The sequence below is a fragment of the Mangrovicoccus sp. HB161399 genome (assembly GCF_013184745.1).
Taxonomy (GTDB): Bacteria; Pseudomonadota; Alphaproteobacteria; order Rhodobacterales; family Rhodobacteraceae; genus Mangrovicoccus.
On the sequence record NZ_JAATVU010000004.1, the window covers coordinates 59,678 to 84,798 of the forward strand.

Consider the following 25,121-nt stretch of genomic DNA (forward strand, 5'->3'; position numbering starts at 1 on the left):
TTTCCGTGCGGGACCTGCCCTTTCGGGACGCAGCGCGCAAACGGCCGTCAGGGCAGCCCTTCGCCCGGCCCGAAGGCATCGCGCCACTGCGCCGCGAACTGCGCGCGGCGCTGGCGGTCGATCCCGACGAGCAGCGTCGGCGACAGCGCGATAGGGCGCATCGCGCTCTGCTGCAGGCCGCTTTCGGCCGGGGCAGCGGCATGGATCAGCCCGGCCCGCGACAGGGCAGTCTGGCCCTCGGGCGAGAGCAGGAAATCGAGCAGGGCCGCGGCGGCCTCGGGATGGGCGGCATGGGCCGGGATCATGTAGCCGCGCGACAGGAACAGCGTGTAGTCCTCGGGCAGCACCACCCCGACATTGCGCGGCGCCGCGGCCGCCACGTAGGAGCCGAGCACGTTGTAGGCGATCAGGAACCGGCCCGCGGAGACGTCGCGGATCAGCTCCGCCGAGCAGCAGGTCGCCACCCCGCCGGTGCGCGCGAAGGCTTCGAGCAGCGCGCCGTAGGTGGTCGCCTGCAGGCTGTCGGTGAAGGCGAAGAGATAGCCCAGCCCCGAGGCCTCGATGTCATAGGTGGCGATGCGTCCGCGATAGGCGTCGGGCTTCTGCCGCATCAGGTCCAGGAGCGCGAAACGGTCGCGGGGCACGTCCGCGGGCGGCACCAGATCGCGGTTGTAGATCGTCACCGCCGGTTCGCGGGTCAGCCCCCAGAGCTGGTCGCGCCAGCGCAGCGACGGCGGCAGGGCGGCGGTGAGCGCCGAGCGCCGGGTCGCGGCGCAGGCCCGGTTGACCAGCTCCACCATCTGCTGCACCGCGGAGGAGAACACCGCATCCGCTCCCGCCCGGCCCGCGGCGCAATCGGCGCTCGACTGCGCATAGAGCGCGTTCGAGCCCCATTGCTCGTAGCGGACCGACAGCTCGGGATGCCCGGCAAGGAAGGCCTCCAGAACCGGGCGGAAGATCCGCGCATCGGTGGTCGAGCGCAGCAGCATCCAGGTCGCGCCGCTGCCGACCTGCATCACCGCCTCCTGCGCGCGCAGGGGCAGCGCCAGACAGGCCAGGAGAAGCGCCAGCCGGATCATGCGTCCGCCTCCGCTAGCGGCAGCACCAGCGCTACGCGGAACCCGTCCGCGCCGCGCGCCATCTCCACCCGGCCGCCGAAGGCCCCGGCCACTGCCTTGACGATCGACAGGCCCAGCCCGGCGCTCTGCCCGCCCGAGGCCGCGGCGCGTTCGAACCGGCCGCCCAGCCTGTCCATGAGGTCGCCGGGCGGACCCTCCCCGGCATCGCCGACCCAGAGCCGGGCCTCGCCGTCCGCCGCCTCGACGCCGATCCGCACCGGCGGCTTGCCGTGGCGCAGCGAATTGGCCAGCAGGTTCTTCGCCGCCTCCTGCAGCGAGAAGGCATCGGCCAGAACCGTCACCGGCGCCTCGCCGATCAGCAGCGCGACCTCGGCGCCGGGAGAGAGCAGCTCGGGATCGGCGCTGTCGAGCACGTCCAGCGCCACGTCGCGCAGGTCGACCGGCTCGCGCGCCACCGCCTCGGTGCGGTGGATCACCAGCGCGCGGGACAGCATCTGGTCGAGCAGCCCGCCGAGGCTGCGCGTCCGCGCCAGGAGCTTTGCCGTGGCGCCGCGCAGCCGCTCGGGGTCTTCCTCCTCCACCGCCAGCTCGGCCTGCGCCCGGATCGCCGCGACCGGCGTCCTGAGCTGGTGCGCGGTGTCGGAAATCAGGCTGCGCATCGCCTCCAGCTGCCGGTCGAGCCGCGCCATGAAGCGGTTCATTGCCTCCAGCACGACCGCGACTTCGGCCGGGACGCCGGCCGGCTCCATCGGCGTCAGGTCATGCGGGTCGCGCGCCGAGAGGTCGCCGGCCATCGCCACCAGCGGCCGCATGGCCGATCGGATCACGAAGACCGAGATCAGCAGCAGCGCCAGCCCGGCCGCGCCCACGGTCAGCAGCGCGCTGCGGCTGAGATCGATCGCCATAGCGTTGCGCGCGCGCATGGTCTGCCCGACGGTCACGGTCACCCCGCCCGAAAAGTCGCGCTCGGCGAAGCGGCGGGTGACCTCGACGAAGCGCGCGGGCTCGCCCTGCATGTCGGCATCGAAGAAGACCGGCTCCACCCCGCGGCTGCGCAGCCGCGGACGCGGCGCGTCCTCCTGCCCGGTCAGCAGCTCGCGCCCAGGGCCGCGCACGGCATAGGAAATCCGGTCGTCGGGCGCCTGCGCCAGCAGCTGGAAGGCCGAGACCGGCAGCGCGGTCAGCGGCACCCCGTCCTGGATCGAGATCGATTCCGCGATGTCGTTCGCCGCGCCCAGCAGCAGCCGGTCATAGGCGGTCCGCGCCGCCGCCCGCCCGTTCGCCCAGGAGACCAGCGCCACCAGGATGCCGCCGACCAGGAGCAGCGACAGCACCGCCCCCGTGACCCGCGTCAGCAGGCTCTGCGGCTCAGCCATCGAGGCAGATCCGGTAGCCGAGCCCCCGCTGGGTGACGATCGCGACGGCGGAGCCGGCCAGCCGCTTGCGGAGCCGCGCGATGTAGAGCTCGATCGCGTTCAGCCCGACATCGGCATCGTCGAAGGTGAAGAGCTGGCCGTAGAGGCGTTCCTTGCTCTGGACCTGGCCCGGATGGCGCATCAGCACGCCGAGCAGCACCGCCTCGCGCCGGGTCAGCTGCAGCCGCTGGCCGTCGAGTTCCGCTCCGAGCGTGGCCGGCGAGTAGCGCAGCGGCCCCAGCACCAGCTCGTCGGATTTCTGCTCCGCCTCGCGGCGGACGATGGCGCGCAGCCGCGCCTCCAGCTCGCGCTGGTCGAACGGCTTCACCAGGTAGTCGTCGGCTCCGAGATCGAGCGCGCCGACCCGGTCCTCCACCGCGCTGTTCGCCGTCAGCATCAGCACCGGCGTGCGGTCGCCGCGCCCGCGCATCGCGCGCAGCAGTTCCGTACCGGTGCCGTCGGGCAGGTTCACGTCCAGCACCATCGCGTCATAGGACTGCACGGCAAGGAAGTCCTCCGCCTCGTCCACGCAATGCGCCAGGTCGCAGGCCACGCCCGAGCGCCCCAGCTGCGCAGCGACCGCCTCGGCCAGATCGGCGGCATCCTCGACCATCAGCACGCGCATGGCGGACCGTTTCCCTTTCCAGAACTGAACAGGTTTTTCACACGTGACAGGTTCACGACAGGTTCATCCCCTAGTGACCGCATACCCCGGTGTCGCGCAACCGCAAAGCGCATGGACCGGGGAGGGAGCGGGGAGAGGACCCCGCCCCGGAGAAAAGAGTTCGGAGGAGGACACCATGACTCTCGAAAAACTGCGCCTGTCGGCGGCCGCCCTTCTGATCGGGACCGTTGCGGCCCTGCCCGCCATCGCCGACGATTTCGCGCCGGAAAACCCCGAGTGCATCGCGCCCGCCAACCCGGGCGGCGGCTGGGACTTCACCTGCCGCCAGGTCGGCAAGGAGCTGCAGGATCTGGGCCTGATCTCCAAGACCATGCAGGTCGTCAACCTCGCCGGCGGCGGCGGCGGCGTGGCCTTTGCCGAGGTGGTCAACAAGCGCGGCGACGACAATGACCTGATCGTGGCCGCCTCCTCGGCCACCGCAACCCGCCTGGCGCAGGGTGCCTATCCGGGCAACAGCATCGACCAGGTGCGCTGGCTCGCCTCGATCGGCGCCGATTACGGCGTGATCGCGGTTGCCAAGGACAGCAAGGTCCAGACGCTGCCCGAGCTGCTGGACATGATCAAGCAGGACCCGCGCTCGGTTTCCGTCGCAGGCGGCTCGGCCGTGGGCGGCTGGGACCACCTGAAGGTCCTGATCGCCGCGAATGCCTATGGCATCGAGGACGTGCGCAAGGTGAAATACGTGGCCTTCGACGGCGGCGGCGAGGCGGTGACACAGCTGCTGGCCGGGTCGGTCCAGGCCTTCACCGGCGACCTGTCGGAAGCCAAGGGCTTCGTCGACTCGGGCGACATCCGGGTGATCGCGGTGCTGGCGCCGGAGCGGCTGGACGGAGAATTCGCCGAGTTCCCGACCGCGCGCGAGCAGGGCGTCGATGCGCTCGGCGCCAACTGGCGCGGCTTCTACGCGCCGGGCGGCATGTCCGACGCGGCCTATGACGGCTGGGTCAAGATGATTGCCGACCTCTACGCCTCGGATCAGTGGAAAGAGACCATGGCAGTCAACGGCCTGGCGCCGCTCGACCTGCAGGGCGCGGATTTCCAGGCCTTCGTCTCCGACTCCGTCGCCCAGATCCAGTCGATCTCCCGCGAGATCGGCATCATCAAGTAAGCGCTCTCCTCCCCTAGCCTAGCTTGCTTGATCCCAGGGGGGCGGCTTCATCCCGGCCGCCCCCCGCTTTCCATCCAACCGTCGCACAGGAGATCTCCCATGAGTGATCGCATCTTCGGCGTGTTCGGCGTCCTTCTGGCCATCGGCTTCGCCTTCGCAGCGCTGCAGATCGAGGAAAGCTTCCTTTCCGATGCCGTGGGCCCGAAGGCCTTCCCCCTCATCATCGCCGCCATCCTCGGCATCAGTTCCGCCGTGATCGCGCTGAAGCCCGATGCCGAGCCGCACTGGCCCGCCCTGCCGCGCCTGGCCGAACTGGCCGCGGCGGTGGTCATGATGCTCCTCTACGCGCATTTCCTGCCCGTGATCGGCTTCGTCTTCGCCACCGCGCTTGCCGCTGCCTACCTGTCCTGGCGGCTGGGCAACACGCTGCTGCTCGCGGCCGCCACCGGCATCGGCACCTCGGTCGGCATCTACGTGATCTTCCACCTCGTCCTCGGCCTGTCGCTCGCGCGCGGCCCGCTCGGCTTCTGAGGAGACCCCGATGGACATGCTTTCCCATCTGGCCGACGGCTTCGGCGTCGCGCTGACCTTCCAGAATATCGGCCTGGCGCTGCTGGGCTGCTTCCTCGGCACGATCATGGGCGCGCTGCCGGGCCTCGGCCCGTCGAACGGCGTCGCCATCCTGATCCCGCTGGCCTTCACGCTGGGCCTCGGGCCCACGCCGTCGCTGATCCTGCTGACCAGCGTCTATTACGGCGCGATGTACGGCGGCCGGATCTCCTCGATCCTGCTGGGCATTCCAGGCGACGAACCGGCGATGATGACGGTGCTCGACGGCCATCCGATGGCCAAGAAGGGCAAGGCCGGCGAGGCGCTGAGCCTTTCGGGCATCGCCTCCTTCGTCGGCGCCTTCATCGCCACCTGGGGCCTGATCCTTCTGGCGCCGCAGCTGGTGAAGATCGCGCTGCTCTTCGGACCGGCGGAATATTTCGCGCTCTTCGCGCTGGCCTTCATGACGCTGGGCGGCGTGAGCTCGACCAACCAGGCGAAATCCGCCTTCGCCGCCATGCTGGGCCTCGGCCTCGCCATGATCGGCGTCGACACCCAGACCGGCGTGCCCCGCTTCACCTTCGGCGAGGTGCATCTCTATGACGGGCTCGACTTCCTCGTCGCCATCGTCGGCCTCTTCGCCCTGTCGGAAGTCTTCATCTTCCTCGAGGAGCGCCACGGCAGCTCGGACGCGGCCGGCAAGAAGCTGGAGATCGGCCGCCTGACCCCGCCGATGTCGGTGCTCAGGGCCTGCACGCCCACCATGCTGCGCACCTCGGTTCTGGGCTTCATCGCGGGCGTTCTGCCGGGCGCGGGCGCAAGCCTCGGTTCCTTCATCAGCTACTCGATGGAGAAGCGGCTGGTCGACAAGAACAAGACCTTCGGGACCGGCGATCCGCGCGGCGTCGCAGCGCCGGAAGCGGGCAACAACGCCGCCGCAGGCGGCGCGCTGGTGCCGATGCTGGCGCTCGGCGTTCCCGGCTCGGGCACGACCGCGGTGCTGCTTGCGGTGCTGCTGAGCCTCAACATCACCCCCGGGCCGCTGCTTTTCGCCAACAACCCTGACGTGGTCTGGGGCCTGATCGCGGCGCTCTTCATCGCCAACTTCATGCTGCTGGCGATGAACATCCCGATGGTCGGCATCTTCACCCGCGTGCTGATGGTCCCGCCGAAGGTGCTGATGCCCATCGTGGCCATGGTCAGCTTCGTCGGCATCTACGGCATCTCGGGCTCGACCTTCGACCTCTATGTCATGGTGGCCTTCGGGGTTGGCGGCTGGCTGCTGCGCAAGTTCGACGTGCCGCTGGTGCCGATCATCCTCGGAACCCTGCTGGGCAACGCGATGGAGAACAACTTGCGCCGCGCCATCACCATCGACGACGGCAACTGGTGGACCCTGGTCGACAGCCCGCTGGCCATCGCGCTCTGGGCCATCGCCATCGTCGGCTTCGTCCTGCCGCTGGTCATCGGCGCCCGCGTCAAGGCGAAGATGCACGAGCGCGGCGACGAGGAAGGCGCGATCGCCGACTGACGCAGATCCGCTCCCGCGGAAACGGGAAGGCCCCGGAGCGCTGCCACGCTCCGGGGCCTTTTTCGTTCCGGGCCCGCGCCAGGTCAGAGCGCGATGCGGTAGCGGTAGAAGCCGCCCTCGGCCGCGCCGACGGGAGAGATCTTCACGCCTTCGACCTTGTCCGCGAATTGCTGCCCCGCAGGGCCGGTATCGAAGACCACGGTCGTGTCCTTCAACGGCAGGAAGGACCAGTTGCCGTCGGCCTCGGGGCTAACCGTGCCCTGCTCCACGATGTAGCGCACGATGACGTCGCGGTTGGTGTCGGGCGCCTCGAAGACCACGTTCTCCTGCATCGCGCCGGGGAAGTTGCCGCCGCCGCCCGCACGGTAGTTGTTGGTGGCGACGATGAAGTCCTGCGCCGGATCGATCGGTGCGCCGTTGAAGGACAGCTCCGCGATGCGGTTCGCCTCCGGGTTCTCCAGCTCGCCCTTCGGGCCGTATTTCGATGGCTGGCTGAGGTCGATCCGGTAGGTGACCCCGTCGATCACGTCGAAATTGTAGCTGGGGAAGGACGGGTTCAGCAGCGCCGCGTCCTTCGAGCCCGGCATCACCCGGTTGAACATGCCCGCGCTGCGCTCCAGCCACTCCTTGACCGTGGCGCCGTCGACCTTCACCGCCCGCACCGTGTTCGGGTAGAGGTACAGGTCCGCCACGTCCTTGATGGCGATGTCGCCCGCGGCCACGTTGGTATAGTAGTCCGGGCCGCCGCGCCCGCCGGCCTTGAACGGGGCCGCCGCCGACAGGATCGGCAGGCCCTCCCATTCGGTGCCCTGCATCATCTGCGCGATGTACCATTCCTGCGCCTTCGACACGATCTGGACCGAGGGGTCGTCGGCGACCAGCGCGAAATAGGAATAGAGCGGCGCATCGGTCTTGCCGACAGGGCGGCGGATGTAGTCGAGCGTGGCGGCATGGGAATTCTCCACCGCCTCGAGGATCGCCGGATCGCTCTCCACCGTGGGGGTGACGGTGCGGTCCTCGCCGCGCAGGTAGATCGGCCGCGCCTCGGCCTGTGCCTCGGCAATGCTCCATCCGTCCTCGCCGCGTTCGAGCAGCAGATCGACCAGCCCCATGTGCGAGCCCCAGAACCCGGCCATCACCGCGGGCTTGCCGTGGATCGTGCCGGCTGCGGCATCGACCGCTTCGAAGCCCTCGAAATCCGCGCCCGGGAAGACCAGGTGGCTGTGGCCGGTGAAGATCACGTCGATCCCCTCCACCGCCGCGAGCGGCACGGCGGCGTTCTCCATCCCCGGCTCGTGCTGCGCCGGCCCGATGCCCGAATGGCACAGCGCGACGACGATCTCGGCGCCTTCGGCCTTCATCACCGGCACCCAGGCCTCGGCCGCCTCGACGATGTCGCGGGTCTGCACCTTTCCTTCCAGATGGCCGCGGTCCCACTGCATGATCTGCGGCGGCACGAAGCCGATCACGCCGATGCGGATCGGCTGGGTCTCGCCCGCCCCGTCGGTCAGCTGGTGGTCGAGGATGACATAGGGCGGGACCAGCGTCTCGTCCTTGTCAGGGGTCTCGCCCAGGGCGGTGGCGACATTGGCCGAGACCACCGGGCAGGCCGCGCCCGCCAAGGCCGCCTCCAGGAAGGGCAGCCCGTAGTTGAACTCGTGGTTGCCCAGCGTCGAGGCATCGATTCCCAGCGCGTTGAAGGCATCGATCGCCGGATGGGTCTTGCCGCCGTCCATGCCGCGTTCGTAGGCGATGTAGTCGCCCATCGGGTTGCCCTGAAGGAAATCGCCGTTGTCGAAGAGCAGCGCGTTGGCGGCCTCGGCCCGGACCTCGGCGACCAGCGACGCAGTGCGCGCCAGCCCGACCGTGTCCACCGGCTTGTCGGCGTAATAGTCGTAGGGAAACACGTGGACATGGATGTCGGTGGTTTCCATCAGCCGCAGATGCGCCTGGTTCGACTGGGCGCGCAGCGCGAAGGGATGCAGCGCTATGGCGGCTCCGGTCGAGGCAAGGAAGGTTCGGCGGGTCAGGCGCATGTCGGGCTCCTCTTTCGGGAATCGCGTCGGTCCCGGCGCGGCTGCGGGACCTGCGCGCAGAGTCCCCCGGCAGGCCGCCGCTGTCCAGAGACCCTGTCGCCACGTCCGGTCGCGGATGCGCGGGGAGCCCCGGCTGCGGCCCGGCCCGGCCTTCCGCGGCGGCAGGAAAATTTACAAATTAGCATAATTTGATACGTGTCATGGCATCGCGATTTTAAAATGTGTTTACTCGGACTGCGCATTTCCCCGCGGCAATCGTGCTGCGGAGCGCTGATTGCTTGAGGGGGGATAGGACAATGGCAACCTATGCATCCGCACTACATACATTTTCGGTCAATGACCTGACCGCCACATTTTCGGGGCTGCAGTATCTTGACTATATGTCGATGCTCGACAGCTCCGGATCGGCAGTGGTCCCGTTCGTCGACCATGACGGCGACATCCTGTACGGAATCGACAACGAATTCGGCTTCTACGTCAGCGACTTCATCGGCGCCGAAGCCAAGGAGCTCGACGGCGATTTCGGCGAGGGCTACGCCGGAAACATCTACGACATCGACGGCAACACGGTCGGCCTGGCGGTCCATAACGCGCCGACAGACGTGTTCCTGTCGGGTGCGCCGCTCGGCACCTGGTCGATGGGCCTCGGCGGCGTGACCGTGAAGGCCTCGACCGAGCACTACGCGACGATGGTCTCCGTGCTCTCCGACCAGACATATCCCGACGATCCCGACGCGCTCGGACCGCTCGACAACGATCTCAAGCTGCTCGACCTGAAGCCGAACGAACTGGGCGTCTTCGAAATGGGGCCGCTGCACGAGCTCTACCTGAAGGAAGTCGTCACCGCGCTGCAGGGCGCGATGGACAGCACAGACCCCGGCCTGAACGCGGTGATGGCCGACCTGGACTTCGACCGGGACGGCGTGATGGACACCTACCGCATCACCAAGGCCGCCGTGCAGTATGACGCCGACGGCGACGGCACCGCCGAAGAGCACCTGGTCGGTGCGGTCGACCTGGGCAATGACGGCACAATCGACCTGCAGGACAAGGTGCTGAACGGCTATGGCGGCGATGCCGACATCGCCGACGTGCTGGAGGCCAACGAGTCCAGCGTCACCTACAACATCGCCTACGGGCAGGACTATTCCGTCACCGTCAAGGATGACGGCAAGCTGCTCTACCGCTGGGGCGAGGCCGTGAAGCGCCCGAACGACATCCGCATGGAGGTCGACATCGCGCTGCCCGAGGACTGGACGCGCGACGAGGACGGCAACGGCGTGGCCGACAGCCTGGAGGACGGCTCCGGCGGCTACGTGATCACGAAGGCCGAACTGGTGGTGACACATACCATCACCAACAACCCCAACGACCAGATCCGGCCGGAGGATTTCGAGAACGAGGCCGCCACCGGACGCCTGCCCTCCTACTACGTGGTGACCGATCCGGACGACGCGGCGAACACGCTCTGGGTCTCGCCGGTCGACAGCTATGACGGCACGGGCGCCGCGCTGCCGAGCTACTTCGTGCTCGACGCCGGCGGCCATATCGACCTGGCTGCCGGCGGCACCGCCGTCTACGATCCGGCGGGCGTGCTGGTCGGCTACCGCAACGAGGATGCCGAGGGCAATGCGATCGGCACCGTGCTGCGCGACCTGTCGCTTGCCGCGCTGGCGGCGGCGGCGGATCTCGACTTCTCGACCGCCGACATGGAGCAGGGGCTTACAGCGGCCTGGTACACCACGATCGACCGCGAACCCTTCGAATGGTCCTATGACGTCTATCCGGACAATCCCTATGCGAATGTCTACGAGAGCTTCCGGACCGCCGAGGATGCCGCTGCCGCGGGCTTCGACGAGGATGCGCTTGTCTCCGGGCCGCGCTGGCGCCTGACCCCGAACAAGTTCGGCCAGGATCTGCCGGGGCTGGAAATCCCGCTCGAGGAGAACAGCGAGCCGCCGTTCCAGTCCGACAACATCAAGTATGACACCGGCGACCTGACCACCACGACGATCAACCTGCTCGACTGGGCGGGCGACTCGCCGCTGGCCAGCAGCGCAGGCTGGATGACCATTGCGCCGGAGACGCTGGACGTCGATGCCGACGGCATCATCGATGCGGGCTGGTCGATGGTGAACGGGATGTACGGTGCCGGCGATGCCGTGCCGGACGGCCTGATCCTCTCGGCGGTGACGCCGAACGGGGTCAACCTGGAGCAGGACTGGCTCGACACCGCGATCTACATCAAGGGCGACCAGCAGGATGCGGCCAAGCTCTATGACATGCAGCTTCTGGTCGAATACCAGACGGCCTACTCGTTCAACGAGGACCAGATCGGCGCCGTGCAGCGCGTGACCGGCCTGGACCACAATGTCAAGACGGTGGCGTTCGAGGGGGCGGGCAGCTTCCTCAACCCGGTCGTCTTCGCGACACCGGCCACCATGCACGGCCAGCAGGCCGCGACGGTGGAGTTCACCGAGATCACCTCGACCGGGGCCAGCTTCTACATCCAGGAGCCGGACGGCTATGACGGCATCCACAACCCCGAGACCGTGACCCTGCTGACCCTCGAGGAAGGTGCCTGGTCGCTCAGCGACGGCAGCCTGCTGCAGGTCGGCACGACAGTGTTCGAGGGCGGCGCGACCGACGAGTTCCACTGGGTCAGCTTCGGCACGGCCTTCGAGGAAGCGCCCGTCATCATGCTGCAGGTTCAGACCGACAACGGCGTTCAGTGGGACATCGCCCGGGTGGGCAATGTCACCGAGACCGGCTTCAGCTATGCCATCCAGGAGGCCGAGGCCTATACCGGGCGGCACATGCGCGAAATCGTCGGCTGGGCGGCGCTCGACGCCGCGGATGCCGGCGGCGTGGTCGACTGGGGCGGCGTTGCCGTCCAGGCCTTCGACACCGGCAAGGCGGTCTCGGCCACGCCGACGGACTTCGCCTTCGACGCGGAGGTCGGGACCGATCCGCTGGTGGCCGGCATCCTGGCCAGCTATTTCGGCCCGGACACGGCGAACCTGCGGCTTGCAGGCCTGACCGACGACACCGTCGTTGCCACGGCCCAGTTCGTCGTCAGCGAGGAAACCACCCTCGACGACGAAACGGCCCACCTCGCCGAGACGGTCAACGGCTTCGCCTTCGAGATGGACGGGCTGCTGACCGGAATGGCCTACGGCGCGGACGAACTTGTCTTCGCCTGACGCCGGCCAGGCCGGAAACCGGAAGGGGCGGCTCCGTGCCGCCCCTTTTCCATGCCGGGGTCGCGGCGGATCACCAGGGCCGGAAGGTCACGATGGTATGGGTGCGCTCGATGCCGTCGATGCCGAGGATCTGCTCGTTGATGAACTTGCCGATATCGGCATCCTCCGGCGGGTAGAGCTTCATCAGCAGATCGTATTCGCCGCTGGTCGAGTAAAGCTCGGAATGCAGTTCCTTGAGCGCGATCGCATCCGCCACCTTGTAGGTGGTGCCGGGGCGGCAGCGGATCTGGATGAAGAGCGCCTGGGTCATGTGTCCTGTCCTTCCATTGGGCGGCCGGCCGGTCCGGCCCCGCGCCGCGGCGGCGCGCCTGCCCTCCTCCCCTATCGCAGGAGAAGCCGGTCGATCCAGCGCCTTCTGGCGGCCGGCTGCGTCCCGGCCGGAGTTTCGGGGCGGCACCTGCGGGCCCCCGGTTCCCCGGGGGCGAGGTGCAGTGCTTCCGGACGGCAGGCGCCGAGATGAACCTGTCCCCTGCCTCCCCGCCAAGTCCCGGCAGCTTCCCGCCGCCATCTGACCCTGCCGGGACCGGCGCGGCACGCGCCCCTGGCGCTACATGCTCGCGGCCTCGCTGAGTTTCGGGTCGCGCAGCAGGTCCAGGGCCGCGGCGTGGCCCATCGGTCTTGCGTGCAGGAACCCCTGCAGCCGCTGTGCCCCGAGCCCCAGAGCGAATTGCCGTTCCCGTTCGGTCTCGATCCCTTCCATGGTCACCGCCAGCCCGAGATCGGCGCCGAGCCGCGCGAGCGAGCCGACGATCGTGGCGGCCTTGGGATCGGCCAGCGGGTCGCCGGCAAAGCGCAGGTCGATCTTGATGCCTTCGAACTTGCACAGCGGCAGCAGCCCGTGCGCCGAGAACCCCTTGCCGAAATCGTCGAGATGGATCGCGATGCCCGTCCCGGCGAGCCGCGAGAGCGTATCGACCGCCAGCCCGTGCCGGTCGTGGAAGATCGTCTCTGTCACCTCGACGGCGATGTCGCGGGGTCCCAGCCCCGCCTGGTCCAGATCGGCGCGGAAGCGGTCGAGGAAATCGGCGCGCGCCAGGGCCGGGGCGGTCACGTTGACCGAAACCTGCACCGGCGAGCCCTGGTCGCGCAGCGCCCGGGCGAGCGCGCAGGCCTGCCGGCGGATGCAACAGTCGAGCTCGTTCAGCAGGCTGGCGTCGCGGGCGAGGCCGAGGAATTCCTGCGGGGGGACGGCGACGAACCCGCTGTCCTGCCACCGCGCCAGGGTCTCGAAGCCGACCGGCGCGCCGGTCCGGGCGCAGAAGACCGGCTGGAACACCGCGCCGACCTTCGCCTCCTCGACATCCCGCTTGAGCAGGGCCGAGAGGCCGAGGCGCCGCTGCGTGCGTCCGTGCATGGCCGACTGGTAGACCTGCAGGCCGGAGGCGCGCTCCTTGGCCAGGTACATCGCCTCGTCGGCGCGGTTGACGAGCTGCTCGAGCGCGGCGGCCGGTCCGGGTCCGGAATGGGCGACGCCGATGCTGCAGGCGACCTTGAGCACGCCCGCGACATCGGGGCCGATCTCCACCGGGAGACCCGAGACGAGCGGTGCCAGCTTGCGGCGCAGCGCGAAGTGCTCCTCGCGCGGGCCGAGCACCTGGAATTCGTCCCCGCCGGCCCGCGAGACCAGGCAGGGCGGCGGAAACGCCGCCTGCAGGCCGCGGGCGACCGCCTCGATGGCGCTGTCGCCGGCGGCATGGCCGTAGACGTCGTTGATGGTCTTGAGATTGTCGAGATCGAAGAGCAGCAGGCTCAGTTCGCCGCCCTGCCCCGCCGTGTCCAGCCAGCGCCTGGCGGCCTCCTCGAAGGAACGCTTGTTCAGCAGGCCGGTCAGCGGGTCCTGGCGGGCCAGGCTGGTGACCCGTTCCAGCGTGCGCTCGATCCGGCGGGCCATCCGGTTGAAGGACACGCCGAGGGCGCGCAGCTCGGAGGGCGCGAAGCGGGACATCTCGCCGACGGCGATGCCCTCCTCGCCTGCCGCCATCTTCTCCGCGGCGGCCGCGACCTCGTTGAGCGGGCGCGAAATGAAGGCGGCGGCGGCGATCGCCACCAGCGCGGACAGCGCCAGGCCGGACGAGAAGACGAGGATGGCCGATTTGCGCCCGGCGACGATCGTGGCATGGACCTCCGAGACCGGCTGCGGCACCAGCACATGCCAGCCCGAGCCGCCCACGGAGGCGACGCCGGCCACGACATTTTCGTTCAGCGCAGGCGAGAAGAAGACCCGGATCCCGGGCGTGCGCGCATCGAGGAGCTGCCGGATGCTCTCGACCCGGCCGAGATCCCTGGCCTCCCGCACCCAGGCCGGGTTCGGATGGGCGATGATGCGTCCGGCCGCGTCGATGATCGCCATGTGGCCGCCCTGGCCGAAGACGATCTTGTCGGCGATGCGCTTGAGGAAGCTGCCGTTTACGCTGGCAAAGACGATCCTGTCCCCCAGAGCCTGCGCCAGCAGGAACTGCGGATCGCCGCCTGCCCCGATCCAGACCTCGGACAGCGGCGGAGTGCCCTCGGCGATGCGCCGCTTCAGTTCGTCCAGAAGCTCCGGGGGCACCCGGTCCGGCAGCTTGACGCCGGCCGGGCTGAAGCCGCGGAGCAGCTGCCCGGTCTCCGCGTCGATCACGCAGAAATGCGAGAAGGCCTGCGACTCCAGAAGGTCGCCCGCGAAGGACAGGTCGGCGCCGCGGTCGATCGAACTCACGATGGCGGCAAAGGTCGCCGTGACGTTTTCCTGGTAGACCGAAAGCGTTTCGGCCGCCGCCTGGGCAAGAACCAGGTGCCGTTCGCGGGCGCGCTCCAGCTCGGCCTCGAGAGCTGTCGAGTGGGGCCAGAGCCAGAACACGAGCAGCGGCAGGCCGCAGGCGAGGAGGAACGACAGCGCCAGGATTCTCCGGAGGGTCATGGCGCATCTCCTCGTGGCCGTTCGATCTGCTCCGGATGCGAAATTCCTCCAAACTGGTTAACCGAATGTTTACGGAACTTGCCGCAACGGCAAGAAATCCTGCTGCCGCGCAACCTTGCGCCGGTTGGCCGGACGTCAGTGGTCGCCCTCAGCCCTCAGCGAGCTGCCAGAACCCGTATTTCCGGCCATGGTCCTGCCGGAGCCCGGCGACATAGGCCGCGTGATCGGGGAAGGCGCCGAAATCGCCGACCGCCGCAGCCGCGGCGGCGCAGTCGGCCAGGTGGCGCGCGGCGTGGCGGTAGCGCTTCGACTTGCCGCCCGCCAGCGTGTCGCCGATCATCGCGCGGCGCAGCAGGGTTGCGGCCAGCGGATGCTTCGGCTCCAGCGCGTCGGCCGCCGCCGAACAGGTGTCCCAGGCATTGCCGTCAAGCTCCGCGGCGCGCGCGACCACCAGCCGCGCGGCCCGGTCATGGGCCGGCCAGCGCACCAGGAAATGCAGCGCGCCGCCCAGATGCGGATGCGCCTCCGCCAGGTCCAGTGCGGCCTCCTCGGCCTCGATATCGTCGAAATCGGGCAGCAGCTTCAGGTATTTCCGCAGGCAGCGCGCATTCAGCCCGGCGGCGAATGACTCGCGCAGATGCGCCTTCAGCTCCTCGGTCCGGCCCAGCGTCTCGAGGCAGTCCTCGTAGACCTCGTCCAGCTCGTGGCGGAACAGCTGCAGCCCCTTTCCGTCTTCCGCCGCCCGCGCCGCGGCCACGATCCGCTCCGCCTCCGCGGCGCGCCCGGCCTCCAGCAGGCGGCGGGCGACATCCGGTGCGATCGTGCCGTAGGTCAGCTGTTCCGGCGTGTAGCGCGCCATGTAGGCATCGACATCGCCCTGGGCATCGGCGACATCGGCCAGGATGATCGAGCCGGCCAGCTTGCGATGGCGCCGCGCGGTCTCCGCCGGTGCGGACAGCCCGTAGCCGCGGTAGCGCTCCAGCTCGGCGCGCTCCGGCGGCGCTGCCTGCCATTCGGTGGCGATCGCCTTGAGATGGGCCAGCCCCGCCTGTCCAAGCGCTTCGGAGAGCGCCGGGATGATGCCGTCGAACTCGCCGAAATCGGCCCCGGCCACGGCGTCGAGGATGCGCTCCGCCAGGGTTTCGGGGTCGGCCGAGATCTGCGGCGCCAGCGCGCCGATCATCTCCACGGCGCTGCCCATGACCTCGCCGAGCGCGCCGTTGCTGTCATCGGTGCGGGCATGGATCGAGGGGGCGAGCTGCAGGAAGGACCACAGGAGCTCGAAGGAGGCGTCGGGATCCTCCGGCGAGACGGAGCCGCCGATCATGGCGAGCAGCCAGTTCAGGTCCTTGACCAGCGCCTTCTGCTTGCGCCAGTCGACCCAGGAGGTCGCGCGGCGCAGCGAGGCCAAGCGCTTGCGGATGTCGGCGGCCACCTCGTCGGCCCCCTGCGCGGCGGCAAGCTCCATCCGCGCCCGGCGCTTGAGCGCGGCGCTTCCCTGGACCAGTTCCATCACCAGCGCGGCGAGCGCCTCGGCTCCGAGCTTTTCCAGATTGGCCTGGTTCAGGGTTTTCTTCGACATGGAGACGGCGCCGCGCTTGCTTCAGAGGATGCGGGGCGACCCTGACCCATCCGGCCGACGGGGGCAACCGGGCAGAGGGCGCCCCGCGCGAGGTTGCAGCGACGGAACGGCCGGACTGCCGCGGCCGCCACCGCAAGGCATGCGCCGCCATGGCCGCCGCGGCCGCTTGCAGGGGCGGCCCGGAGGCTGCCGGGCGGCGGGCGAACGCCGGAATATCCGGAGGCCCGGGGCTGCCGCTCCGAGTTCGCCGCGCGGGAGCAGGGCCCCGGCCACGCAGGTCGAAAGCTCCGCACGGCGAAGCCGCCGGTTCCCGCGAACGGCCACGCCACACGCCGGCAAGCGGGGCCGAGGGCCGGGACGGCCGTCAGGCCGCAGTCGCAGGCCCCGGGCTGCGCTGCCGTCAGCGCGAAGACCCGTGCCGCCGCGCCCGGGCCAGCGGCGGGCGATGCCGCGGGCCGGGCGGAGCAAGCGCAGCCGTCACGCGGCCGTCCGGTAGTCGCGCGCGATCCGGCCGTCCTTCACGACCAGCATCAGATGCGCCTCGGGCTTCCCGAGCAGCGCGATGTCGGCGAAGGGGTCGCCGTCGACCGCGATCAGGTTCGCCCGCGCGCCCGGCGCGATCACGCCGATCTCGCCCTCCATCCGGCACAGCTTCGCCCCGGTCTCGGTGACCGAGCGCAGGATCTCCGCCGGGCTCAGCACCTTGGCGAGCAGCTCGAATTCCATGCCGCCATACTTGCGCAGCTGGCCCAGCAGGTCGGTGCCATAGGCCATCGGCAGCCCGGCCCCGCGCATGACCGCAAGCGACTCGATGCCCTTGTCGCGGACGATGTCGATCTTGGCCTGCTCCGCCGCGCCGAGGCCGAGCGCCGCGCCCTCGAGCTTCAGCCCCTCATAGGCGACGAGCGTCGGCACCGCGATGCAGCCCGCCTCGGCCGCCATCCGCGCGGTTTCGGGGGTGATCAGGTTGCAATGCTCAAGCGAATGCACGCCCAGCTCGACGCAGCGGCGGATGGCGGCGTCATGGTAGACATGCGCCGAGACGTAGCTGCCCGCGTTCTCCGCCTCCTCGACCATGGCGCGGATCTCGTCGGCGGAGTACTGGATCGAATCGATCGGGTCGTTGGGCGAGGAGACGCCGCCATTGGCCATGACCTTGATGAAGCGCGCGCCCTCCTTCAGCATCTTGCGGCAGGCGCGGCGGATTTCGTCGACGCCGTCGACCAGCACGCCCATGTTGCCCAGCCGCCAGCCCATTGCGTCGGGGCGGATGTCGGTGCGGGCGCGCAGGTCGGTATGGCCGCCGGTCATCGACAGGCCCTTGCCGCAGATCACCAGGTCCGGCCCGTCTACGAATCCCTCCTCCACCGCACGCACCAGGCCGATATCGGCGCCGCCCAGGTCGCGCACGGTGGTGAAGCCCTTGTCCAGCAGCTCCTCCATCACCCGTCCGGCGCGGAAGGCCGCCAGCGAGTCCGGCGCGGTGGCGTTGTCCCAGAGATCCAGCGAATGCGCCACGACGTGGAAATGGCAGTCGATCAGCCCCGGCATCAGCGTCAGCCCGCCCAGATCGACGGTCTCCGCGCCCTCGGGCGGCGTGCCCCCGATCCGGGCGATGCGGCCGTTCTCGACCGTCACCGAGCCCGGCGCGCCGAGTTTCTCCGCGCCGGGCAGGGCGAGGCGTGCATTCGTGTAGACCGTGGCGGCCATGATCCTGTCTTCCTCTTCGGCATCGCGCGCGGACCCGGCCGCGGCGGTCAGTTCGTTCCGGCCAGCGGCGCGGTCAGCGCATGGGCGGTGTCCAGCTGGCTGGGCCGGGACATCGGCACCGTTAGCCGTTCCGGCAGGCGGCCGAAACCCGCCATCGCGGCGGCAGGCCCGGTTCCGGGCGGCCGGCCGGCGCCGGTTCGGCTGCCTCCCGTCCAACGGCCCGCCCGGGAGCGGGCCGACGCGGCCCATAGCGGCCAAGCCGCTGCAGGCCCTGCCCAGGCAGTGCCCGGTGGCCTCCCCCCGTTTCCGGAAACCCCAGATGCGCGATCCCGGCCGGCAGACGGGCCGGGCTGCGGTTGCCGCACTGGACGGCCCGGATGTGGAGACGGTCCCGGGTTGGGTCCGGAGGCGCGCATAGCTGGTCTGGCGGTTGCAGGCGGCGGGTGTCCTCGACGGGGGCTCCGGGATCGGGCCGGGGCAAGTCCCGTGCCGCATGGTGCCACCTGACGGAAGCGGCGGCATTCATCCGTCCGGCGGTCTGCAGGTTCCTGCCCCTCGTTCCGGCTCGTGGGCGCGCTCGGCGCGGGCATCGGGCTGGGCGCCAGCAGCACCCCGGGACGGGCGATGTCGATCCCGGCCGCGCGGTTCTGCCCGGTCCGGTGGCCGGGCGCACGCGGCCCGCTTTCCCGGGATGGGCACAGCCCCTCCGCAGCCATTGGCTGGCCGGGATCGCCCGCCAGCCGTTCCGCGGAGGCCAAGTCCTGCCCCGCCGAGGCATGCGGCAGAGGCAGGCTGCGCCCTTTGAAAGCGCTTCCGTCGCAAGCCGTGCAGGCCGTCGCCCTGGCGGTCTGGCGCGGCGGACAAAGGAGGTCGGCGGGATGCGGCGGGCGTCCCGGAACGCATCCGGCCCCAACCGCGCCGGAACGCCCGACCTCGCGGCGTTTCTGCTGCCTGGCGGGGATGCGGCTGCGCAGCGTCTTTTCCCGTTCCGTGGCGGCTGGCACCGCGGGTGAGTTCTACCTCGGTTGCGGCACTGGCTCCGGTTGAGATTGGTTTGGCGAGTACTTCGCGGAAAGCCGCGACCGGGGTCCGGCAGCCGGAGCACTTGCTCGGCTCGGCGTCGAGGCGGTCGCAAATCGACCTCATGGATCGATTTGGGAGTGCCGACACCGCGGTGTCCCGGGGCAGATGGCGGTGCCCGCGGTGGTCTCTGGAAGCCTGCGCGGGGCTCGGTGCTGACGCGGCCGGGCGGCGCCGGAAAGCTGTCCTGTTCCGGCACGTCGCGCGCCTGGATCGGATCGTGGGGCTCGGCCGCCCTGAGGGCGCGGGCCAACTTCCGGGCAAAGGCGATGCACGGCCTCTCCCCTGCCGATGGCGGGACGGGCCGTCGCTGCGCCATTTCCGGAGCGGTCCTGGCATCCGCGCCTCGCGCCCGGCTCGCGGGACGAATTTCGCATTTGCCGTGCAGGTGCCGTGCCGAGGCGCCGATGCCGCCGCGGATATTCGGTAGCGGGGTCGGGATCCGCCGATCCGGCGGGATGCGCTTCCCGAGTGCCACCCGGCATTGGCCGTCCGTCGCCTCCGCATCTCCAGCGCCCATCCCGACTATCTGCTTCGGGCGCTGCCGAAAGGCCGACCGGACCGGCGCCGCGTCAGGCTGGCGGGGCCATCATCCGTGCGCCGTCGAGGATGGAGAAGACCGGCACAGGCAGTGCCTGCCGCAGCGCACCCGCATAGGGCGGCAGGTTCCCGCATTCCAGGACCAGCGCCCCCGCCCCGGGATGCTCCGCGATCAGCCGGCGGGCGCGGGCGAGCACGGCCGCCTCCATCTCGCCGCGGTCGAACCCCCGGCGCTGCGCGGATTTCGGGGCCAGGAAGGTCTCGCGGAACAGCGTGCTCTCCGACATGCCGCCGATCCGCACCGCTCCGGCATCCGTTCCGGCGGCGGCGAGGATGCGGGGTCCCAGCGCGGCCTCCGAGGCGGTCAGCACCGCGACCGGCCGCCCGCCAGTCATCGCCTGCACCAGGGGGATCAGGCAGAGGCCGGAGAGCAGGCAGGGAACGCGCACCGAGGCCGCGATCTCGGCCTGCACCGACATCAGGAAGCCGCAGGTGGAGGTGATCAGGCAGGCGCCCTCGGCCTCCAGCTGCCGGGCCGCGGCGATGAAGCCTTCGACAAGGTCCGGCACCGGCTGCCCGTCCTGCACGATGCGGGTCGGATCGGCCCCCTCCACCAGCGCGACGCGGGTCGGCAGGTGGTAGCTCTCCGGGTTGCCCGCATCGCCCGGGATGCGCGGGAACACGGTGTCGAGGCTCAGGATGCCGATGAAGGGGGCGGGACGGGACATGCGGAAGGACGCTCCGGACGGGACACGGGACGGAAGCTGCCTAGGGCGGCGGCGCGGCCGACGCAATCCGCTTCGCTGCCATGCCGGGCCCCGTCCCCTGCCCCGGCTTGTCCTGCACAGGCGCCCCCCCGGTCTTCGCGGCGTCCCGGAGATCTGCATCGGCCGGTGATGTCCATGTGCCCTGCCGGGTCCCTCGGGGCGCGTTCGGCCGTGCATGCGGCAGGTCCCCGTTTCCGAGGACGGTCCGGTCCCTTGACGAGGCAAAGCCTCCTGAGGTCGAGGCGCGTCCCGTGCCGGCGGGCCGCAGGGGCTCCTTGTCCGGCAAGCCATGCCGGATCAAGAGGCAGGCCCGGCCGATGCCGGGCCGGTGCCGGAGGCAGCGCGGATCGGCAGGGGCCGCGCCGCCCGGCCGGTCACTCCGGCAGCTGCACCGGGCCGCAATCCGCCCAGAGATCGCCGGGACCCGGGTTCTCCGCGTGGCTGCCGCCGCCGAGATGCGCCATGATCCCCCAGACCGCGTTCAGCGCCGTTTGCACCGCGCCCTCCACCCAGGCCGGGGTCCAGCTGACGCCGTCGCCCGCCAGGAACAGGCCGCGCTCCGCCGCGGGCAGGTCCGCTTGCATGAAATGGCCGTAGATGCGGTGGTTGTAGCGGTAGTGCCCGGGCAGCGCGCCCTTGAAGGCGCCCAGGAAATCCGCATCCGCCTCCCAGCTGACGCAGATCGGGCGGCCCCGGATATGCGAGGCGATGTCGACGCCGGGATAGATCCGGGCCAGCGCCTTGAGCGCCAGCTCGACCCGCTTCTCTTCCGGCAGCGGCAGCACCTTCAGCGCGTCGGTCATCCAGGAATAGCTCAGGCAGATCACGCCCGGGCGGTCCGGACCGTTGTCGAAGAAATAGGTCCCCCGCGTCAGGCGGTCGGTCAGGGTCATCGACAGCAGCGGCCGACCGGTCGCCGGGTCGATGTCCTTCCAGAACGGCCGGTCCACCATCACGAAGGTCTTGGCCGCCTGCATGTAGCGCGTCCGGTCGAGCGCCATCCACAGCTTCTGGCCGAAGAGCTCCTCCTCGGTGTCGATCGCCGTGGTCAGCAGGTGCGTCTGGCAGGTGGCCAGCACCGCGGCATAGCTTTGCTCGTTGCCCCATTGGTCGGTCACGGCGATCATCTCGCCCGCGCGGTGCAGCCGGGTGACCCGGCTGCGCGTCGCGCCGCCGTTGAGCGAGGCCAGCGTCGTGCCCTCCGGCCAGTGCGCGCAGGGCGGGGCCGCATGCCAGAGCCGGTGCAGCACCTGCTCCGCCCCGCCGACCACATAGCGCTGCTCGTCATCGAGGCCGAGCAGGTTCACCCGCAGGATCTCCAGCATCGAGTTCGGGAAATCGCTGTCCCAGCCGCCGGTGCCGAAACCGACCTGTCCGAACACTTCGCGGGCGCGGAAACCGAGGCTCTGGAAGGCGCGCGACCCGGCGATGAAATCGTAGAAGGTCCGCTCGTCCCAGAGCTTCACAAGCGGATCCCAGATCGCCTTGATCCGGGTGACGTCTCGGGCGCGGATCGCCGCCTGCAGCTCGGGGAAGGCCGCCTGCTCGGCCAGGGCGGCGTCATAGGCGGCGGCGATTTCGGCATAGAGCGGCGGCAGGTCGGACAGCGTGCGGGCGAAATGGGTCTCGCCCTCCAGATCGACGACGGTGGAGCCCGCCGCGGCGGTCAGAGGGTTCGGGAAGGGCCGGGTCTCGCAGCCGGCCAGGCCGAGATAGTGGTAGAACCCCTTGGAGGAGACCGGGAAGCGCATGCCGCCCAGCTCGGCCACGATGCCGTCGGAACCCTCGAAGGTTTCGGACCGCAGCCGCCCGCCGAACTTTCCCGACTCGTGGATCACCGGGCGCAGCCCCAGTTTCATCAGTTCGTAGGCGGCGATGATCCCGGCGGCTCCCGCGCCGATCACCGCAACCGGCGTGCCCGCCATGTCGCGCGGCACCTGTCCCAGCCCGGCGGGATGGGTGATCCAGCCGTCATGGGCGAAGGGGAAGTCGGGGCCGAAGGCGGACAGGTCGGACATGGGCGGGTTCCTCTGGGGACGGGGGTCAGCCGCCGGCCCGGTAGACGGCGGCGATCAGGAGCGCGCCGCAGGCCATCACGGCCAGGGCGAAGCGCAGGTTCCAGCGATGGGCGACCCGCGCCGCGGAGACGCCGCAGAGCCGCCCGGTGATCAGGGTCATCGCGCTGATCGGGTTGACGCAGATCGCCACCGCCCAGCCGATGCACAGCGCCAGGCCGAGCGCGGTCGGATGGTGTTCCCCCAGAGCGGTCGGCCCCAGCACCTGCGCGGCCATCACCACGAAGATGCTGTTGGGCAGGTAGAGCGAGGCGGCCAGCGGAATCGAGGCGAAGGCCGCCAGCAGCACCGGCAGAGAGGCGAAGCCGCCGGACATCAGCAGCGGCCAGAGCGGGCTGGCCTGGATCGCCGCCGAAAGCGCGGCGCCGATGACATTGGCTGCCATGAAGAGCGCGCTTTCCGAGCGCAGGTCGCCGAGCGCGGCGAGCCCCTCGCCCAGCCTCCGGCCGAAGCTTCCGCGCGGCCCTTCCAGCGCCAGCCAGCCAAGGGTGAAGACCGGCAGCACGGTGACCGCCGTCAGGGTGAAGCCGAGTCCGGTCGCGCGGTGCAGCAGGATCGTCGCGGCCAGGAGCCCTGCGCTGGCCGCCAGCACCAGCGCCAGCGCGGCCGCACGCCCCTGCCCTGCCGGGCCTGCATCCCGGCCGGGGCGGGCCTCGGCGGGCAGGAGCGGCCAGCGCGCCGTCGCGGCCAGCATCGCCATGGTGAAGCCGAAGGCGATGGCGATCAGCCGCAACGGCTCCAGCGCGGGCAGGCCGGTGGTGACGATGGCAAAGCCCAGCGACAGGGGCGACCAGATCGTCACCAGCGCCGCGCCGCGCATCGCCGCCGCCACCATGGCGCGCCGCGCCGGGTCCGCGCGCGCGTCTCGGCCGTCCGCGGGCTCGGTCAGGTCGCCGATCATCGGGATGATGCCGACATTGAACATCAGCGCCATCGCCTGCGCGCCGGACAGCACCGCGCCGTAGCGGCGCCCGGGCGGCAGGCCGAGCAGGTAGCCCGCGGCATCGCGGGTCAGCGCGGCACGCTTGACCGGCTGGCGCAGGAACCCCAGCACCATCATCAGCGCGGCAAATCCCGTGCCCTGGACCACCGCCCGCCACAGTCCGGGCAACGCGTCCGGCAGCAGCACCGCGGCGGCTGCCACCCCTGCGGCTGCCAGCGCCACGAAGAGCCGCGCCATCGGGATCAGCAGCGTCCACTGGGTCGCGATCCAGATCAGCGCCAGCCCCGCCGAGGCATCGCCGAGCCAGGCCCGCCCGGTTGCCGCGCCCGCCACGAGGCACAGGATGATGCCGGCCTGCATCGCCGCGACGGCGGGCATGGCGGCTTGGCGGAACGGGGCGGCGGCGTCGCTCATTGGTCACTCTCTCGTGCTCGGACTGGTACGGACGGCGGCGCGGCACATGGGGAACGCGGCCGCCGCGCAGGCCGGAGCGTAGGACATGCGGAAGACCGGCGAAATGCCGAATGGCGCTCCGGGAGGCACTGCCGCAGCCGCGTTTCCTGCCGCGCGGGCTGCGGCGTGCGCCTCGCGGAGCGTTCCGCGGACCATGCCGCAGGCGAGCAGGACAGTGCTGCAGGACGGTGGCATGGCCGTCATGGCAGACGTGCTCCGCCGGGAGGCGGCCCGGACCTTCGGCTGCAAGGGGGGCGGGCGCGGCACCATGGCCATCCTGCACGTTCCGCCGGGCAGGCCGCTTCCTTTCTTGGAGGGCGGCACCGGTTTGCCGGGCGGGAGGGCAGCGGCATGCCTCCTCCCGGTCCCGGCGCGGGGCCGCACGCGTTCCGGCCGGCCGCCGTGCCGGAAACGATGTGGCCGCGGACCGCCCGTGCGCCGCGCAGCCGACGCTTGCCGGTCGGCGCGCTGGTCCATCGGGCCGAAAACCGTTCCATGGCGCGGAAGATCTGCGGTCCTCGCCGCAGCGTTGCCGGAAAGCCTCCTGCCTCCGGGCCGCGGCCGGCCGTGCGGGCAACGATCTCGCTCCCGACCGCCTGCGTGCCGGACGGACGGGGCAGCGAGCAGCCGCAGGTTCCGATGCCGTGCTGCGCCGGGTGCAGAAACATCTGGCCGGAATCCGGGCCGCGGAGCGGCCATCGCAATGGCTACGGGATGGCGCTGTGGCCATAGATGCTCCGGCCTGCCGCCTGCTTGCGCTTGGAGCCGCGATCGCCGCGCCCGCGGCGGGGATACTGCAAGCGTTCCGCGCGAAGGTCCGGGCGGCAGGCCGGGCGCCGCATGGGCCGCGCTGCAACTCCGTCGGCCGGAAGAGGGCCGGAATGACCCTGGATGCTGCGATGTCGCGGCGGGATTCCGGCGGCCGCGCGACTGCCCCGGCGCAGATGCCGCGCGGCTGGCGGCAACCGGCGCCAGCAATCGTCCTGGCCGGAGCGGGAATGCCGGAACCGCTTTCGGCAGGACTCCCGGCGCAGGAGGTCGCCGCGACGCTCTGCGCCGTCCCTTCCATGTCCCGTCGGGACGGGCCGCCGCGGCAGCTGGCAGAGGCCGGAGGAGGGCCAAGGGCGTCCCCTGTGACGATGGCAACGCGGTCCGCCGGCAGAGCTTCGGTCTGTGCAGGCTCGCGGCGGCTGGCGCGCGGGTTGCGGTGCGATGCCGGACGGTCTCGTCGGTTCCATCCGTGCGGTGACGGCCAATCCCAAGGTGCTTCAAACTGGCCGGTCCTTGCAACCGGCCCGGCAGTTGCGGCGCGCGGAGACTGGACTGCTTGGCGCTCCGGGCCTCCGGCGCACCCTGCGGCGGGGTCCTGTCCGCCAGCGGGAGGCCGATCGCCACCTGCCGGTGCC

Annotated in this window: 15 protein-coding genes; 4 read left to right on the forward strand and 11 right to left on the reverse strand. The window is 70.5% G+C overall.

What is annotated here, in order from left to right; all coding sequences use genetic code 11:
* Positions 1-47: 47 nt before the first annotated feature.
* From HCC78_RS03430 to HCC78_RS03440, 3 genes are read right to left on the reverse strand one after another with little or no spacing between them, the layout of a single operon-like run.
* A complete protein-coding gene (locus tag HCC78_RS03430) occupies positions 48-1,079 on the reverse strand; it encodes an ABC transporter substrate-binding protein (protein ID WP_172327339.1) in 1,032 nt (343 codons plus the stop codon).
* Positions 1,076-2,455, reverse strand: a complete 1,380-nt coding sequence (locus HCC78_RS03435) for a sensor histidine kinase (RefSeq protein ID WP_172327340.1) — start codon at positions 2,453-2,455, stop codon at positions 1,076-1,078. The genes HCC78_RS03430 and HCC78_RS03435 overlap by 4 nt, the downstream gene beginning before the upstream one ends.
* Positions 2,448-3,119, reverse strand: a complete 672-nt coding sequence (locus HCC78_RS03440) for a response regulator transcription factor (RefSeq protein WP_172327341.1) — start codon at positions 3,117-3,119, stop codon at positions 2,448-2,450. Before HCC78_RS03440 ends, HCC78_RS03435 begins: the two co-directional genes overlap by 8 nt.
* A 175-nt stretch (positions 3,120-3,294) precedes the next feature.
* Here HCC78_RS03440 and HCC78_RS03445 point away from each other — a divergent pair, with 175 nt between their 5' ends.
* The 3 genes from HCC78_RS03445 (at position 3,295) to HCC78_RS03455 (ending at position 6,367) form a co-directional block, all read left to right on the forward strand.
* Positions 3,295-4,287, forward strand: a complete 993-nt coding sequence (locus HCC78_RS03445) for a tripartite tricarboxylate transporter substrate binding protein (RefSeq protein ID WP_172327342.1) — start codon at positions 3,295-3,297, stop codon at positions 4,285-4,287.
* 99 nt (positions 4,288-4,386) lie between these two features.
* Positions 4,387-4,818, forward strand: a complete 432-nt coding sequence (locus HCC78_RS03450; protein WP_172327343.1) for a tripartite tricarboxylate transporter TctB family protein — start codon at positions 4,387-4,389, stop codon at positions 4,816-4,818.
* Positions 4,819-4,828: 10 nt separating this feature from the next.
* On the forward strand, positions 4,829-6,367 hold the full coding sequence (locus tag HCC78_RS03455) for a tripartite tricarboxylate transporter permease (RefSeq protein ID WP_172327344.1): 1,539 nt from the start codon (positions 4,829-4,831) through the stop codon (positions 6,365-6,367).
* An 83-nt stretch (positions 6,368-6,450) separates the two neighbouring features.
* Here the strand turns inward: HCC78_RS03455 and HCC78_RS03460 are convergent, their stop codons facing one another.
* Complete coding sequence (locus tag HCC78_RS03460; RefSeq protein WP_172327345.1) at positions 6,451-8,403, reverse strand: bifunctional 2',3'-cyclic-nucleotide 2'-phosphodiesterase/3'-nucleotidase; 1,953 nt, start codon at positions 8,401-8,403, stop codon at positions 6,451-6,453.
* A gap of 296 nt (positions 8,404-8,699) precedes the next feature.
* Between HCC78_RS03460 and HCC78_RS03465 the strand changes: the two genes are divergently transcribed.
* Positions 8,700-11,606, forward strand: coding sequence for a hypothetical protein (locus HCC78_RS03465; RefSeq protein WP_172327346.1), 2,907 nt, complete (start codon positions 8,700-8,702; stop codon positions 11,604-11,606).
* 70 nt (positions 11,607-11,676) lie between these two features.
* On the opposite strand, the gene HCC78_RS03470 is transcribed toward HCC78_RS03465, so the two are convergent.
* The 7 genes from HCC78_RS03470 to HCC78_RS03500 form a co-directional block, all read right to left on the reverse strand.
* Positions 11,677-11,916 (reverse strand): Lrp/AsnC ligand binding domain-containing protein, encoded by a 240-nt coding sequence (locus HCC78_RS03470; RefSeq protein WP_108262133.1) that lies wholly within the window; start codon positions 11,914-11,916, stop codon positions 11,677-11,679.
* Between the two features lie 297 nt (positions 11,917-12,213).
* On the reverse strand, positions 12,214-14,565 hold the full coding sequence (locus HCC78_RS03475; protein WP_172327347.1) for a bifunctional diguanylate cyclase/phosphodiesterase: 2,352 nt from the start codon (positions 14,563-14,565) through the stop codon (positions 12,214-12,216).
* A gap of 148 nt (positions 14,566-14,713) precedes the next feature.
* Positions 14,714-16,147 carry a DUF6880 family protein gene (locus HCC78_RS03480; protein WP_172327348.1) on the reverse strand — a complete coding sequence of 478 codons (1,434 nt, stop codon included), beginning with the start codon at positions 16,145-16,147 and terminating at the stop codon, positions 14,714-14,716.
* Positions 16,148-16,624: 477 nt separating this feature from the next.
* Complete coding sequence (locus tag HCC78_RS03485) at positions 16,625-17,857, reverse strand: amidohydrolase family protein (protein WP_172327349.1); 1,233 nt, start codon at positions 17,855-17,857, stop codon at positions 16,625-16,627.
* A gap of 1,652 nt (positions 17,858-19,509) precedes the next feature.
* Positions 19,510-20,205: an aspartate/glutamate racemase family protein gene (locus HCC78_RS03490; protein ID WP_172327350.1), complete on the reverse strand. Its 696-nt coding sequence runs from the start codon at positions 20,203-20,205 to the stop codon at positions 19,510-19,512.
* Positions 20,206-20,618: 413 nt separating this feature from the next.
* Positions 20,619-22,262 carry an NAD(P)/FAD-dependent oxidoreductase gene (locus tag HCC78_RS03495; RefSeq protein ID WP_172327351.1) on the reverse strand — a complete coding sequence of 548 codons (1,644 nt, stop codon included), beginning with the start codon at positions 22,260-22,262 and terminating at the stop codon, positions 20,619-20,621.
* Positions 22,263-22,287: 25 nt separating this feature from the next.
* Entirely contained in the window at positions 22,288-23,676 is a 1,389-nt protein-coding gene (locus tag HCC78_RS03500; protein ID WP_172327352.1) for a hypothetical protein, read from the reverse strand.
* Positions 23,677-25,121: the final 1,445 nt, after the last annotated feature.